This is a genomic window from Butyrivibrio sp. Su6 (assembly GCF_900108105.1).
Taxonomy (GTDB): Bacteria; Bacillota; Clostridia; order Lachnospirales; family Lachnospiraceae; genus Butyrivibrio.
In genome coordinates this window covers 584,373-599,944 of the sequence record NZ_FNUR01000001.1, presented here as the reverse complement: position 1 = coordinate 599,944, position 15,572 = coordinate 584,373, and the positions used below count along the sequence as shown (strand labels likewise).

12 protein-coding genes and 1 rRNA gene are annotated in these 15,572 nt (G+C 39.0%); 11 read left to right on the top strand and 2 right to left on the bottom strand.

Annotated features, from left to right (window positions below; translation table 11 throughout):
* The 11 genes from C4S54_RS02390 to C4S54_RS02340 form a co-directional block, all read left to right on the top strand.
* Positions 1 to 303 (top strand): 23S ribosomal RNA (locus C4S54_RS02390); the annotation flags it as partial.
* A 274-nt stretch (positions 304 to 577) separates the two neighbouring features.
* A complete protein-coding gene (locus tag C4S54_RS02385; protein WP_022773466.1) occupies positions 578 to 1,483 on the top strand; it encodes a chemotaxis protein in 906 nt (301 codons plus the stop codon).
* Between the two features lie 108 nt (positions 1,484 to 1,591).
* On the top strand, positions 1,592 to 2,410 hold the full coding sequence (locus C4S54_RS02380; RefSeq protein ID WP_103868088.1) for a hypothetical protein: 819 nt from the start codon (positions 1,592 to 1,594) through the stop codon (positions 2,408 to 2,410).
* Positions 2,407 to 4,908, top strand: a complete 2,502-nt coding sequence (locus tag C4S54_RS02375) for a hypothetical protein (protein ID WP_103868087.1) — start codon at positions 2,407 to 2,409, stop codon at positions 4,906 to 4,908. Before C4S54_RS02380 ends, C4S54_RS02375 begins: the two co-directional genes overlap by 4 nt.
* A 44-nt stretch (positions 4,909 to 4,952) precedes the next feature.
* Entirely contained in the window at positions 4,953 to 5,570 is a 618-nt protein-coding gene (hisH, locus tag C4S54_RS02370) for an imidazole glycerol phosphate synthase subunit HisH (protein WP_103868086.1), read from the top strand.
* 12 nt (positions 5,571 to 5,582) lie between these two features.
* The gene (gene hisF, locus C4S54_RS02365) at positions 5,583 to 6,344 is read left to right on the top strand and encodes an imidazole glycerol phosphate synthase subunit HisF (protein WP_103868085.1); all 762 of its coding nucleotides are present in this window, start codon (positions 5,583 to 5,585) and stop codon (positions 6,342 to 6,344) included.
* 17 nt (positions 6,345 to 6,361) lie between these two features.
* A complete protein-coding gene (locus C4S54_RS02360) occupies positions 6,362 to 7,039 on the top strand; it encodes a uracil-DNA glycosylase (RefSeq protein ID WP_103868084.1) in 678 nt (225 codons plus the stop codon).
* Positions 7,040 to 7,116: 77 nt separating this feature from the next.
* Positions 7,117 to 8,406, top strand: coding sequence for a diaminopimelate decarboxylase (locus tag C4S54_RS02355; RefSeq protein ID WP_103868083.1), 1,290 nt, complete (start codon positions 7,117 to 7,119; stop codon positions 8,404 to 8,406).
* Complete coding sequence (locus C4S54_RS02350) at positions 8,407 to 10,125, top strand: DUF6020 family protein (protein ID WP_103868082.1); 1,719 nt, start codon at positions 8,407 to 8,409, stop codon at positions 10,123 to 10,125.
* An 81-nt stretch (positions 10,126 to 10,206) separates the two neighbouring features.
* Positions 10,207 to 11,100: a tyrosine-type recombinase/integrase gene (locus C4S54_RS02345; protein WP_103868081.1), complete on the top strand. Its 894-nt coding sequence runs from the start codon at positions 10,207 to 10,209 to the stop codon at positions 11,098 to 11,100.
* An 18-nt stretch (positions 11,101 to 11,118) separates the two neighbouring features.
* A complete protein-coding gene (locus tag C4S54_RS02340; protein ID WP_103868080.1) occupies positions 11,119 to 12,429 on the top strand; it encodes an aminotransferase in 1,311 nt (436 codons plus the stop codon).
* A 144-nt stretch (positions 12,430 to 12,573) separates the two neighbouring features.
* Here C4S54_RS02340 and C4S54_RS02335 read toward each other — a convergent pair whose 3' ends face one another.
* Positions 12,574 to 13,602, bottom strand: coding sequence for a 3-deoxy-7-phosphoheptulonate synthase (locus tag C4S54_RS02335; RefSeq protein WP_103868079.1), 1,029 nt, complete (start codon positions 13,600 to 13,602; stop codon positions 12,574 to 12,576).
* A gap of 55 nt (positions 13,603 to 13,657) precedes the next feature.
* Positions 13,658 to 15,541, bottom strand: a complete 1,884-nt coding sequence (locus C4S54_RS02330) for a TaqI-like C-terminal specificity domain-containing protein (protein ID WP_103868078.1) — start codon at positions 15,539 to 15,541, stop codon at positions 13,658 to 13,660.
* Positions 15,542 to 15,572 lie beyond the last annotated feature (31 nt).

Below are 15,572 nucleotides of genomic sequence, written 5' to 3'. Positions count from 1 at the left end.
AGACAGTTCGGTCCCTATCCGGCGCGGGCGTAGGATATCTGAGAGGAGCTGTCCTTAGTACGAGAGGACCGGGATGGACGGACCGCTGGTGTATCAGCTGCATCGCCAGATGCATAAGGCTGGGTAGCCACGTCCGGAAGGGATAAACGCTGAAGGCATCTAAGCGTGAAGCCCCCCTCAAGATGAGATATCCCTGGTTTTTGCAGTAAGACCCCTTGTAGAGTACGAGGTTAGATAGGCACAAGGTGTAAGCATGGTAACGTGTTCAGCTGATGTGTACTAATAGGTCGAGGGCTTATCCATAAAGGTAAGTATAGAGATAAAGAATTGGATTTAGATAAATCAGTGTTCGGTTTTGAAGGTACAAATTTTAAAGAAAAACTAAAATTATAAAATACTTATAAATGAATTCTAAAAAGACGGTCAAATAGCCGTCTTTTTTTGTTTTTTTATATTTACTTTCAAAAAACTATGCTATACTAAATGAGGATATTCAATTAATTAACGAACGGTTTAATGTTATTTTTCTTTTTTTAAACTTCACTTTTTTTACTATTTTATTGCGAGAGGTGAGAGAATGGAATCAAAGATCCTGCTTGAAAGTGGTAACAATGAACTTGAAGTTCTTGAGTTTAAGATTGATGATCATTGCTATGGCATCAACGTTGCAAAGATCAAAGAAATCATTGTGTATCAGGAAGTAACTCCTGTACCAAATGCTCATCCTAGTATCGAAGGTATTTTTATGCCTCGTGATACAATGATCACAGCCATTGACCTGAGGAACTGCTTACAGCGCGGTGCTTCCAAAGCAGGTGGATTGTTCATCATCACAAACTTTAATAAATTGGATATTGCTTTCCATGTAGATTCTGTTATTGGTATTCACAGAGTATCATGGGCTGATATCATCAAACCAAATGCTACAATTTCAAAGGCAGAAGAGAGTATTTCAACCGGTATTATCAAGTTTGATAATCAGTTGATCATCATTCTGGACTTTGAGAAGATTGTATCTGATATTAATCCTAATACAGGTCTTAATATGGATGCTCTTTCAGAGATTGGACCTCGTCCTAGAAATGAAGTTCCAATTGTTCTTGCCGAAGATTCACAGCTTCTTAACAAGCTTATTGTAGATTCACTTAATAAAGCGGGCTATAATAATGTGAGACATTTTGAAAATGGTAAGCTTGCATATGACTACATCAAAGCTTGTAAGGATAGAAATGAGCTTAATAATATCAAGTGCATTATCACTGATATTGAAATGCCGATCATGGACGGACATAGATTGACTAAGCTTGTAAAGAGTGATGATGCTACTAAGGATATACCACTTATTATTTTCTCATCACTTGTTAATGAAGAAATGAGGAGAAAAGGTGAATCTCTTGGTGCTGATAGGCAGCTGTCAAAACCTGAGATTGGTAATCTTGTAAGTGTAATAGATGAACTAGTTAATGCTTCCAGTGCAGGCTAATATTAACTGACTATAACTCCCTTTGCCTCTCAGTTATGAAACACGTTTTCAATGACTGTTCTGCAAAGGGAGTATTTTAATATTACAAACAATAGGCGGTATTACATCATGGAACAAAATTTAGCTGGTTTAGTAGAAAACTTTGATAATGTTGTTATAGGAATTGGCAACGAATGGAATTGGGTAAGTAATGGACTTTCTAAGGATGAAAGGTATAGCAAATTATTAGAGTATTGTAAGAAGAAAGATAATAACTGGCTCTTGCCTATTGTGGAATACGAATATGCTTATTATCAGACAGATACAAAGATTGAAAAGGCATATAAAGCACTGAAGAATATTATTGGTGATAAGAAATACTTTTTAGTTGCTGATATTTTTTTACAGGATGCGCTCATGTATGGGTTTGATCCTCAAAAGAGTGTTTATCCTTGTGGAACATATATGTACCTTCAGACATCCGATATAGATGATCCATTATTCTTATCAGATAAATCACCTGAGTTTAATGAAATCGTAGAGAAGATTCATAAGATCATTATTGAAAATGATGGCGATTTTGATGAGGGTACAAATTTTGTAAAACCATTTGCTGATGGAAAAGTATTGTATCTAAATCAGAAGAGAAAAGAGTATAGGACCATTAAGTATAATGAGAGTGCCTATCAGGACAGATGGGCTGATTATATGAAGTTTTTGACTAATACTCTTAATTCCAAGCTTCTTATTTTAGAACTGGGAGTTGGTCTTGATTATCCAACAGTAATCAGATGGCCATTTGAAAAGGTTGCCTTTATAAACAAGCAGGCACATCTCATCAGAGTTCACGAAAAATTATATCAACATACCCCAGAAATACAGGATAAAACAGAATCAGTACAGATGAATTCTGTTAACTATATTTTGCAGGAGAATAATGGGCGATGAATGCCAACAACGAAGAGTATCTCGATAGCTTGCTGAATTCAGCCAAGTCAAGTGATAACCCTCAATCTGCTCTTAACAGAATGGCAACAAAGGGAGGCAAAAATTCCTCTACATCACAGAGAAAAGGTGATGCAGGGGATATTGGTGCGCTTGTAGATAACTCTAACGGTGAAAACGAGGCATTAAATGATATTGGTAGTCTGTTAGACAGACTTGATAGAGATGAAATAATTGATGATAGATTGTCATCTATGTTAGATGATATACAGACACCTACAGATTCAGGAATTCCTACTTTTACTGTTGGTGCGACTCCAACAGTTGATGATGTCAGAGATCCTGAAGAAATTGCTTTGGATGAGGCAATTGCTGACGCTGAAAGAATGGATCAGGAGGCTCAGAGCGGAAAGTTTTCTGATAGTTCTGATTATGTACAAGAACAACCCCAGGAAAATACTGAGGAGTTGCCTGTACCCAATGAGAAGCCACCGATCATAGATGAGTCTGCGGAGGATGATTCTCTTTTGGAAATGGCTCCGGAGGTAATGCTTCCGGAGGATGCTGATATTTCGTTGGAAAATGATGTAGCAACTGATGCATCCGAAACTCCTGAAGAAATCTTAACAGATCTTTTGGATGAAGCTCCTAGCAGTAGTTTGACGGAACCTGATCAGGATTTAGAGGGAAGCCTTGTAGATGCTCTTGATAATATGCAGGACTCTGAAGGGAAAACTAGTGATGATGTGAACATTGATGAACTTTCGCTAGACGACCTGGAAGCTGCCATGGATGAGGCTTTAAGTGAGGAGCCATCAGATGGCAAGTCTGTTAGTGATGATATTAGTGCGACTTTAAATAATATTGATGGTGCTTCTGAAGGTGAAACAGAGGCTCCTATAGAGGATTCTCAATCAGCAGATATTGCTGATCTTCAAGCTGATGTAGCAGAAGAGCCGACGCAAGAGACAGATGAAGCTGATGTTTTATCTCAAGAAGATAGTGCAATATCTGAGGAACCTACATCAGATGAATCGAAGGGCGAATCCGATGATGTAGATCTTGCTGAGATGGAAGCTATGCTTGACATGTCAGGACTTATGGATGAAGAGTCTTCAGATGGTGGTATAGAGGAGAATTCTGAAGGTTCTACAGATGGAGCGCAGGAAGAGGCTTCTGGTGAGGTAGCTCAGGAGGCAGCTGAAGAAGTTCCTAATGAGGAACCATCGCTGGAAGATGCAATAGCCGAGGAACCGGCGCCCGAAGCAGGCGCAGCATCTGATGATGGGGGTTCCTTAGACGGAAGTGAGGAAGAACTAAATTTAGATGACCTTGAAGCAAGCCTTGATGATCTTTTAAGTTCTGAAGAAGGGTCAGGCTCTGCTGATGGTGAGGTTGCAGAAGTTGAGAGTGCTGCAGGTGCTACTGATGGAGAAACGGCATCAGAAGAAGGTGATGTAGCTGTTCCTGATCTTGATGCCCTTATGAACAGCCTTGCTAATGATGAAGTTGAAGATATTGAGAACACGTCCCATCTTGATGAAGAGGCAGGAAGGCCTGAAGATTCTGAGATACCTAAGGAAGATATCTTAGATGCTTTGACTGAAGAAGGATTTAACGATGGTGGAGAGCCATCACTGGATGAACTTGCATCAATACCTGAAAGAGGTGGTGGCGGCGAGGATTCTGAAGAAGATCCCGATAAAAAAGGCAAGAAGAAAAAGAAAGAAGGTTTTTTTGCCAGATTATTAAAGGCCCTGACCAGAGAAGATGATGATTCAGCTGAGGGGCTTGCTAATTTAACTGATGAGAATCAGCAGGTTCTTAATGAACTTGGAGAAGAAGGCAAGGGCAAGAAAGAAAAGAAGAAAAAGGAAAAGAAGCCTAAGAAAGAAAAGCCTAAAAAGGAAAAACCGCCAAAGAAGGAAAAACCACCAAAGCCAAAGAAGGAGAAAAAGCCAAAGCCTCCTAAGGACCCCGGCGTTCCCGAAAAGGCCATCGCGCCAAAAAAAGTTGCTATTTGTGCTATCTTTGCAGCGTCCCTTGGAATTCTTTTCGTAATCCCGTCAATGGTTATCCCTGACAGTGTCACATCTACAAGGGCAAGCAATGCATATAAACAGAGGGAATATACTACAGCTTATAAACTGCTATATGGAAAAGAAAGAACTGAAGAGCAGGATAATATCTACGAGCAGTCAAGAGTTTTGGCATGGGCAGAGCGATATCTGAACGGATATGAAAACTACATTGCCATGAACATGGAAGAGGAAGCCTTGGATATGCTTTTGATGGCTATGAGAAATCAGGATGTTCTGCTTGAAGAAGCTGCTAAATATGGCGTTGAGATTCAGGTGCAGAGTGTGTATGACAGTATCGAATCATTATTGTCAGCTAACTATGGTCTCGGCGCAGATGATATAGCAGAAATCAATTCCATAAAGAAGGAAAGGGATTACACTATCCGAATAATGGAGATTGTCGGAACTTTAGAATCATGATACACTTGAAAGCATCGGATATCTCGGAAGGAGTTTGATGCTTGATGGTAGCTATTATTGATTATGATGCTGGTAACATTAAAAGTGTAGAAAAAGCGTTTGATTATCTTGGTGCGAAGACATTAGTTACCAGAGATCCAAAAGAAATCTACAGGGCAGATCATGTTGTTTTACCTGGTGTAGGTGCTTTTGGCGATGCAATGAACAAAATAAATGAGTATGGTCTAAAAGAGACAATTTCAGAAGTTGTTTCTAAAGAGATACCATTCTTAGGAATATGCCTGGGTCTGCAACTTCTTTTTGAATCCAGTATGGAATCAGAAAATGTTAGCGGCCTGGGCATTTTGCGTGGAAAAATAAACAGAATTCCCGGTATAGATATAGAGGGCAATAAGTATAAAATTCCGCAGATAGGCTGGAATAGCCTTTCTTTTCCAAGAGAGGGAAGACTTTTTAAGGGCCTTGATGATAACCCTTATGTATATTTTGTGCATTCATATTATTTAAGGGCTGAGAACAGGGACGAAGTAACTGCAACAACAGATTACAGCGTGTCTATAGATGCATCTGTTGAGAGCGGGAATGTTTTTGCATGCCAGTTCCACCCTGAAAAGAGCGCTGATGTAGGAATGCAGATATTGAAGAATTTCCTTGAAGTTTAAGAGAGGTGACTTATGCTTACAAAAAGAATTATTCCATGTCTTGATGTAAATAATGGGCGTGTTGTTAAGGGAATCAATTTCGTTAATCTTAAGGATGCAGGTGATCCAGTATCAGTAGGAGAGGCCTATTCAAAAGCTGGTGCAGATGAGCTTGTTTTTTTGGATATTACAGCTTCTAATGAGAGAAGAGCAACTGTAGCTGATATGGTAAGAGAAGTGGCCAAAAAAGTCTTTATTCCGTTCACAGTAGGTGGAGGCATCAGGACAGTAGATGATGTAAAGGCCATTCTTAGGGAAGGGGCAGACAAAGTATCCATGAATTCTGCAGCAATTGACAAGCCAGAGCTTATTGCAGAATCCGCGGATAAATTTGGCAGTCAGTGTGTTGTAGTTGCCATAGATGCCAAGAAAAGAGCTGATGGCGGCGGATGGAATATATATAAACATGGCGGAAGGATTGATACTGGCCTTGATGCAGTGGAATGGGCAAAAAAGGTGGTTTCACTTGGCGCAGGAGAGATTCTTTTGACAAGTATGGACTGCGATGGAACAAAAGCCGGATATGACATTGAACTCACAAGACAGATTTCCCAGTCTGTTAATGTGCCTGTCATTGCGTCAGGCGGAGCAGGAACCTTAGAGCATTTCTACGATGCACTCACTATAGGCGGAGCTGATGCAGCTTTGGCGGCATCTCTTTTCCATTATAAAGAGCTTGAGATAAAGCAGGTAAAAGAGTACCTGAATGGAAGAGGAATTCCTGTAAGATTATAAATTTGGAGATTGTTTTTATGTCAATGATAACAAACGACTGGCTCCCAGCCTTATCAGGGGAGTTTTCAAAGGATTATTATAAAGAACTTTTTACTTTTGTAAAAAAAGAATATGAGACCCATGTGGTATATCCACCTGCGGATGATATATTTAATGCACTTCACCTTACTCCGTTAAAGGATGTTAAGGTGCTTATTCTTGGTCAGGATCCCTATCATGAACCGGGACAGGCCCATGGCTTGTCATTTTCAGTTCTCCCGGGAAAAGCAGACACACCGCCTTCACTTGTTAATATATATAAAGAGCTGAATGATGATCTTGGCTGCAGGATTCCCAATAATGGATATTTGAAAAAATGGGCTGATCAGGGTGTGCTTCTTTTAAATACAGTTCTCACAGTCAGGGCCCACCAGGCTAACTCACATCAGGGAAAGGGATGGGAAAAATTTACAGATGCCATAATTAAGGCTGTTAATGAGAAGAATGACCCTGTAGTTTTCATGCTTTGGGGAAGACCTGCTCAGACTAAAAAGGCGATGCTTAATAACCCAAAACATCTGATACTCGAAGCACCTCATCCAAGCCCTCTTTCAGCCTATAGAGGATTTTTTGGATGCAAGCATTTTAGCAAGTGTAACGAATTCCTGGTTCAGAACGGACTTGAGCCTATTGATTGGCAAATAGAAGATATTTGAGCTAAATAATAATTCTTGCGTTTTTATACATTACCATGTTAAAGTGATGGAGAATTATTTTATAGCGGAGGATTACTATTATGAAAAAACCATTCGTAACTAAGGACCAGGTAGAAGATATTGTAAAGATATATCCTACCCCTTTTCATATCTATGATGAAAAAGGAATTATTGAAAATGCAAAAGCAGTATATGATGCTTTTTCCTGGAATAAAGGTTTTAAAGAATACTTTGCTGTAAAAGCTACACCTAATCCGGTATTGATGCAGATTCTTAAAGCGCAGGGCTGCGGCTTTGACTGTTCTTCTCTTACTGAGCTTATGTTAAGCGAAGCTGTCGATGCCAAGGGGAGCGACATTATGTTCTCTTCTAATGATACTCCGGCTGAAGAGTTTGTTTACGCTGACAAGCTTGGCGCTATCATAAATCTTGATGATTTTACACATATTGATTTTTTGGAAAAGACTCTTGGTAAGATTCCGGAGACAATTTCCTGTAGATACAATCCCGGCGGAGTTTTTCAGATGAGTAACGGAATCATGGATAATCCTGGTGATTCCAAATATGGTATGACAAAAGACCAGATCATCGAAGCTTACAAGCTTTTAAAAGCTAAGGGAGCAAAGAGATTTGGTATTCATGCCTTCCTTGCTAGTAACACAGTTACAAATGAGTATTATCCGCTTCTTGCAGGCCAGCTCTTTGAACTTGCTGTTGAGATCAAGGAAAAGACAGGTGTTGCTCTTTCATTCATCAATCTCTCTGGTGGTGTAGGAATTCCCTACAAGCCTGACCAGGAAGGCAATGATATATACGCAATTGGTAAGGGCGTAAAAGAGCAGTTTGAAAAGATACTTGTTCCTGCCGGAATGGGAGATACTTCAATTTTCACAGAGATGGGCCGCTTCATGATGGCGCCTTACGGAGCTCTTGTTACCAAGGCAATTCATGAAAAGCATATCTATAAAGAGTACATTGGTGTTGACGCCTGTGCAGTTAACCTTATGAGACCTGCTATGTATGGTGCATATCATCATATTACAGTTTTGGGAAAAGAAAATGCACCTTTAGACCACGTGTATGATGTAACAGGATCTCTTTGTGAGAATAACGATAAGTTTGCTATTGAAAGAGCTCTTCCTGAGATTGAAAAAGGTGATTATCTCTTTATTCATGATACAGGTGCTCACGGCTATTCAATGGGTTATAATTATAATGGTAAGCTCAAGAGCGCAGAACTTCTTTTGAAAGAGGACGGAAGCGTACAGCTTATAAGAAGAGCTGAGACTCCAAGAGACTATTTTTCAACTCTTGACTGTCTTGGAGTTATGGAAAAGCTATATAAGATCATGGATGGGGGAAAATAATTGCTTTTAGCATTTTTTGCATGTTGGTCACTTCAGTTGATATTAGGAATTACCGTTAGAAATCCTCTAACGGTAGTTCTTTTTGTGTGTCTTTTATTTGCTGATAATAAGGCTAAAGAGTATAGGATAAAAAAGATACCGGGATTATGTATATCGGTGGGGCTATCCGCTGTGATTTCATATCTTCTTAGGGCAAAGGTTACGGAAGGGTTTGATAGTTCACTGTTTAAACTATTAGCTCTTATCATTTTATCTGTTGGTCTTTTTTGCCTATTTTATATCATTTATAAGGGAGTATATTCACTTATAATAAGAGACAAAAGAGCAGAAATTCCTGCAAAATATCAGACTGTTACAAGATTTCTTGATAAATACTATGATCTGATCAATACCCCCAAAAAGGTCTTTGTTCTTTGCTTTTGTTTATGCCTTCTTTGCTGGCTTCCATATTTTCTTTACGAGTTCCCGGGGATAATGACTGCTGACTCACTGGTCCAGTATGAGCAGATAATGGGATTAAGGCCATATTCCAATCACCATCCCATGGTACACACGCTTTTGATAAAGCTTTTCTATAGCATTGGATTCTTTTTTACAAAAGATGTTGTAAGTGCTATCAGTTTCTATACCGTCTTTCAGATGCTTTTGTTTGCAGCAGCCTTATCAAGGCTTGTTATGGAAATAAGAGTGATCTCCGAAAAGAGGAATCTACTGGTGGAACTAATCAGTATTGCCTTTTTTGCGCTGGTTCCGTTTAATGCTGTGTTTGCAGTGACTATTTGGAAGGATATTCCTTTTGCTGCGATTACAGTTCTTTTCGTGTGCCATATTATAGAGATGAAAAATAAAAGAGCTTCATATCCGGGCTTCATCGTGCTTGGAATTTTGTTTTCATTATTTAGATCCAACGCCTGGTACGCATTTATAGTATGGTCTTTAGTTTTTGTATATTCCTTCAGAAAAGAAATAAAAAAAGCGCTTCCATCAGTTATTGTTGTCCTTTTGTTTGTTGCAGTGATAAAGGGACCGGTTTTTGATAGCTTTGGGGTAGAAAAGCCTGATTTTGTTGAGTCTTTATCTGTCCCAATTTCACAGATAGCAAGAGTTTTAGTTAATGACAGAGAGCTTACAGCTTCAGAAGAAGAGCTGATCGATGCGGTAATAGATACAACTTATATTCATGAATTATATGCTCCGGATTATGCGGATAATATAAAAGAACTTGTAAGAGCCGGAGATGTATCATACCTTGAAAGTCATAAGGCAGAATACTTTAAACTTTGGGCAGGTCTTTTGCCAAGATATTTTGGCGACTATGTTTCTGCATGGTTTGATCTTCTTGGAGGATATATTTATCCCGATTTTGCATATGCAGTAGGAGATATAGACGGCATAATGGGCAATGATTATGGCCTAATTTGGATGCCTAAGATAGGCGGCAAGCTTGTAGTTAAGACAAAAGAAATTCTTATTAAGCTTGGAGGCTTTGTTCCGATATATGGCATGTTATGGAGCATCGGAACATACTCATGGCTTTTGATAGCAGCTCTTTTCATAGGTATAAAGAGAAAAGTAAAGACACCTGAGATGTGGCTTTTATTTTTGATGCTTGGAACGCTTTTAATAGCGGCACCTAATCTTGAATTTAGATATGCATATTCTTTGGCTTTGGTCTGGCCACTTTTTATCAGTAGGGTAAATTCTTCAAAACAGGCTTGATTCATCGTATTTTGTGTAGTATCATAACTTAAGTGCATATTTGTATACAATTATCCAATTAAACACATTGAGATCAAAAATATGAATCAACAGATTAATGAGTTTGTAGAACATCTTCATAATGTTAAGAAAACCAGCGAGAATACCTGCCTTTCATATAAGCGTGATCTTGAGCGCATGGCGGCATTCATGCATGAGCGTGGAATAGATGAAGTCAGCGGTGTTACAGAGGATAAAATAACTGACTATGCCAACAGTTTGAGGAATGAGAATTTTGCTCCTGCGTCTATAACAAGGCATTATACATCTATGAAAGCGTTCTTCAGATACATGGTGGAGAATGGGAATATCACAGATAGTCCTGCAGAAATCTTGAAAAGTCCCCATGTAAAAAAGAATCCGCCCAGAGTTTTATCTGCGGTTGAGATTGAAGGCCTTTTATCTCAAAAATTTCCAAGTGATGCCAAGGGCAAAAGAGACAAGGCTATTTTAGAGCTGTTGTATGCTACGGGATTAAAAGCGTCGGAGCTGGTTAACCTAAAGCTTTCCAATGTAGATCTGGGGCTTGGTTGCATTCGCCTTCCAAGGAGCAGTGGTGATACCAGAGAGAGACTTATTCCTTATGGAAAAAAAGCAAAAACAGCAATGCATGATTATCTGCTTAATGCCAGAAGAGAAATGATCGGAAACTGCGATGATGAAGAATTTGTTTTTGTAAATTGTAACGGCACTTCACTTAGCAGGCAGGGATTATGGAAACTTATAAAGACTTATGTCAGAAAAGCAGGAGTCGATTCTGACATTACTATCTTTACTTTAAGGCATTCTTTTGCAGCACATTTAGTTGAGAATGGAGCTGATGTCAGTTCTGTTCAGGAACTTATGGGATATGCAGACAGCAATACTATTTCACAGTATATTTCCAAAGATGAACAAGTTAGTGACCCATATGGATGGGCTAGAATAAGAAATTGATTTTTTAAGGAGATTAAAATGGCGAAGAGCGAAATCCAAACAAAGAAGTATTCTGAAATGACTAAGCAGGAGCTTATGCAGGAAAAAGAAGCGCTGAAGGCTCAGTATAAAAAGTATCAGGGTATGGGACTTAATCTTAATATGGCGAGAGGAAAGCCATGCAGAGAGCAGCTTGATCTTTCTATGGGTATGATGGATACGCTTAATTCTGATGCAGACCTTTCTTGTGAGGATGGAACAGATTGCCGTAACTACGGTGTACTTGATGGTATCCATGAGGCAAAGGTCCTGATCGGAGCCATGATGGAGAACAAGCCTGAGAACATCATTATCTATGGTAATTCTTCTCTTAACGTTATGTATGACACAGTATCAAGAGCATATACTCATGGTATTATGGGCAACACTCCTTGGTGCAAGCTTGATAAAGTTAAATTCCTTTGCCCTGTTCCGGGATATGACAGACATTTTGCAATAACAGAGTATTTTGGAATTGAGATGATCCCTGTACAGATGACTCCTACAGGTCCTGATATGGATGAAGTAGAAAGACTTGTAAAGGATGATGAGTCAATCAAGGGAATCTGGTGCGTTCCTAAGTATTCCAACCCTCAGGGATATTCATATTCAGATGAGACAGTAAGACGTTTTGCCCGTCTTCGTCCAGCAGCCAGAGATTTCCGTATCTTTTGGGATAATGCTTATGGTGTTCATCATCTCTATGATGGAAGCCAGGATTACCTTATTGAAATCCTTGAAGAGTGTAAAAAGGCAGGAAGTCCTGACCTTGTATATAAATTCTCATCAACTTCCAAGATTACATTCCCTGGAAGCGGAATAGCAGCTATAGCAACATCTTTGAACAATCTTGAAGAGATCAAGGCTCAGCTTAACTATCAGACAATCGGTCATGATAAGGTTAACCAGCTTCGTCATGTACGTTTCTTTGGTGATCTTGCAGGAATCAAAGCGCATATGAAAAAACATGCCGCTATAATAAGACCTAAGTTTGAGGCAGTTTTGGAAACACTTGAAAGAGATCTAGAGCCTGTAGGAATTGGTTCATGGACTAAGCCTAAGGGTGGCTACTTTATCAGTTTTGATGCCCCTGATGGATGCGCTAAGGCTATAGTAGATAAAGCCAAGAAAGCGGGAGTAACTATGACTAAAGCAGGAGCAACTTATCCATATGGTAAGGATCCTCATGACAGCAATATACGTATTGCTCCTACATTCCCATCACTTACTGATCTTAAGCTTGCAATGGACATCTTTACTGTATGCGTAAGACTTGTTGCAATTGATAAGCTCCTTGAAGAATGTGAGTAATTAAATAAATAGAAAAAAGCATGACCTTGAAGATGAAAGATATATATAGGTCATGCTTTTATTATGAATAAATTAGCCTCTTCTATATATTCAGAATAGAAGAGGCTTTAATATTTTATGTTTTATTCGCAAAAAAGGAGTAGCTTATGCAAGTTCTGCAATCTCGAGGAGGAGGCGCTCTGTATCATTCCAACCAAGACATGGATCTGTGATCGACTTTCCATAGATGCCGTCTCCAATCTTTTGATTGCCTTCTTCTATGTAGCTCTCAATCATTACACCCTTAACAAGTCCCTTGATATCAGAGTTAAGGTTCCTTGAATGAAGGACTTCTTTTACAATTCTGATTTGTTCCTTGTACTGCTTGTTAGAGTTGTTATGATTAGCATCAATTATCGCAGCCGGATTTACAATTTCGCGCTGCTCATAGAGCTTTAATAGAAGGCTTAAATCTTCATAATGGTAGTTTGGAAGTGACTGACCATGCTTGTTGCTTGAACCGCGAAGTACGCAGTGAGCAAGAGGATTACCATTAGTTGTAACTTCATAGCCTCTGTAAACGAAAGAATGTGACTGCTGTGCAGCATATACTGAGTTAAGCATTACGCTGAATGTGCCACTAGTAGGATTCTTCATACCTGCAGGAACATCAAAACCACTGGCTGTCATGCGGTGTTCCTGATCCTCAACGGAACGGGCGCCTATAGCCACGTAGGAGAGAATATCAGCAACATATCCCCAATTTTCAGGGTAGAGCATCTCGTCGGCAGCAGTAAGACCGGATTCTTCAATCGCCTTGATCTGCATATGTCTCATGGCGATAAGTCCGGCATGGAAATCTGTCTTTCCTTCCGGGTCAGGCTGAGATGTTATACCTTTGTAGCCTTCACCGGTAGTACGAGGCTTATTTGTATAGATTCTTGGGATAAGAATGAGTTTATCCTTTACCTTTTCATTGACCTTCCCAAGTCTTGAAACGTAATCGCAGACTGCGTCTTCGTTATCAGCTGAACAAGGACCAACAATTACAAGAAATTTATCGCTTTTTCCTGTGAAAACATCAGCAATCTGCTGATCTCTTTCCTTTTTTAACTCTGCAAGTTCTTTTGTAAGTGGAAATTCTTCCCTGATTTCATCAGGAGTAGGAAGCTTTTGTATATATTCAAAAGACATTTATTATTCCTCCAATGTAGCTTTATTTTAATCACGTAAGTCATACTATAGCACTTTAAACTGTAAAAGTAAACTTGTTTTTATCTAAAGAATATAAGTTATCAATTAAGGCATTAAGCCTACTTATTTTTTCTGATGATGTTTTCTTCTCATCAGCAATGTCAAGTGCGAGAGTGCTTATAGTATTCATAGTATCATTATCGCACTTTGCAATAGGCAGCGATTCAATTGCTGAGCGGAGTACCTTCATATTCTTAAAGGTATGCCGGTAATAAAATGACATGAGGTCTGAATTGAGCACAGCCATAATGTAAAGAGCAGAGTACCCTGGAACTCTTGGAATCAGTATATTAGCACTGTTAAGAGAAATGGTACCCTTGCTATCATAGGCAAATACGGGCTCATTTGCAATAAATTTGTAAAAAAGTTTTTCTTTTGACCGGTACATGTGCTCAGGAGCTACCTGCTGGAAATTCTGAGGGACAAATTTTGTATAGCTTTTGGGCTCATCGTAGAAATACTTATGAATGTCGGATCCTTTTACAATTCCTTCCCATCCATCTAAAGGATTTTGGGATAAAACTGATTTATTGGAGCCTGTGACAATTCCCAGGGCAAAATCAGCCTGTCCCTCTAATGTGAAATGAGGAACGGAGAGGATTTTCTCAATAAGCTTGTACTCTTCATTGTCAGCAAGTATATGGAAGCTCTTTTCATTTATTCTGTTGGAATTCACAACATATTTCTTTTCGCAGGTTATCAGTTCTTTTTTCTCTTTTTTATAGTGCTGAACGGTTATCTTGTCTGTCTGTTTGATATTAAGTCGTAAAATGATGCAGGGGCACTGGACTTTATCAAAAATATCGCCCAAATAACTTATTCCTGATACGAAAGAATTATCTGCTATGAAGCTTCTTATGGATTCGTGATAATCGGCGCCCAAAATGGTCTCAGGTAGAAGAAAGAGCATATTTCCATTGGGGGTCAGGCTCCTTACAGCTTTTTCTACAAAAAGATCAAAGGATTCAGGCTTTCCTTTACCTGCAATGCTTTCGAAGCCCTTTTTGAATTCAGATATTTGTTCTTTGGTAAAAGAGCTTCCCCAGGGCGGATTTCCGATTATGAAGTCAAATTTCTGAAGAGTTTCGCTACTGCTCAAAAAGTCTATGCATCGGATATTGTGCTCGATAGTATATAGTTGTTCTTTGGTGCTGATTCTATATTTAATAGCCAGATTGATCCTTGCAATCTTAACGGCAATTTCATCGATATCATATCCATGGACCATTTCAAGGGGATATTGATCAGCAAGACGCAAAAGAAAGTTTCCGGTTCCGCATGCAGGATCGCATATGCTTTGCATGGTATCAGGTAAGTCTTTTATCATAAGATCCACTGCATAAAAAGGAGTGTAGTATGAACCGGTAGCTTTTTTATCCTGCAGACGCCTAAGGGATATATATATAAGTCCCAAGGTATCTTCAAATGGCACATAGACAAGTTTATATGAAGAAAAAAGTTCATTTACCTCGATATCAGGTAAATCATAAGGTAACAGACATTGCCTTATTTCTTTTGATATTCCACTGGATGCCATTAACAAATCAGCACAGAAACTGATGACTTTGGTAATTTCAAAGGTCTCATCCTGAAATGCTTCGATCATGGAAAGTATAGTTTTATAGTTTGGAGATTTTTTGGAAATATATGACCTGGGAATATAGTTTGAGCCAAGTCGCGATTTATTCCTTCTGGATGTGAGCATTTTGGATGAATTAAGTGACTCTGACAATTTTTGGACTTCACCCTTTAAAATGACAGTTTTTTTACCGCATTTTGTGGCAACAACCTTCCCAAGCTTAATCCAGTTCCTGACTGTAGCTTCGGAGATACTAAGGTATTCACTTAATTCCGTGATTGTCATATATTCTTCGCTCATGAGGATATTATCAAAGAAATGAAAGTGATTT

What these genes read in the sequence shown, in the direction of transcription:
- C4S54_RS02385 (WP_022773466.1), top strand. Translation starts at nt 578, where the DNA reads ATGGAATCAAAGATCCTGCTTGAAAGTGGTAACAATGAACTTGAAGTT.
- C4S54_RS02380 (WP_103868088.1), top strand. Translation starts at nt 1,592, where the DNA reads ATGGAACAAAATTTAGCTGGTTTAGTAGAAAACTTTGATAATGTTGTT.
- C4S54_RS02375 (WP_103868087.1), top strand. Translation starts at nt 2,407, where the DNA reads ATGAATGCCAACAACGAAGAGTATCTCGATAGCTTGCTGAATTCAGCC.
- hisH (WP_103868086.1), top strand. Translation starts at nt 4,953, where the DNA reads ATGGTAGCTATTATTGATTATGATGCTGGTAACATTAAAAGTGTAGAA.
- hisF (WP_103868085.1), top strand. Translation starts at nt 5,583, where the DNA reads ATGCTTACAAAAAGAATTATTCCATGTCTTGATGTAAATAATGGGCGT.
- C4S54_RS02360 (WP_103868084.1), top strand. Translation starts at nt 6,362, where the DNA reads ATGTCAATGATAACAAACGACTGGCTCCCAGCCTTATCAGGGGAGTTT.
- C4S54_RS02345 (WP_103868081.1), top strand. Translation starts at nt 10,207, where the DNA reads ATGAATCAACAGATTAATGAGTTTGTAGAACATCTTCATAATGTTAAG.
- C4S54_RS02340 (WP_103868080.1), top strand. Translation starts at nt 11,119, where the DNA reads ATGGCGAAGAGCGAAATCCAAACAAAGAAGTATTCTGAAATGACTAAG.
- C4S54_RS02335 (WP_103868079.1), bottom strand. Translation starts at nt 13,602, where the DNA reads ATGTCTTTTGAATATATACAAAAGCTTCCTACTCCTGATGAAATCAGG.
- C4S54_RS02330 (WP_103868078.1), bottom strand. Translation starts at nt 15,541, where the DNA reads ATGAGCGAAGAATATATGACAATCACGGAATTAAGTGAATACCTTAGT.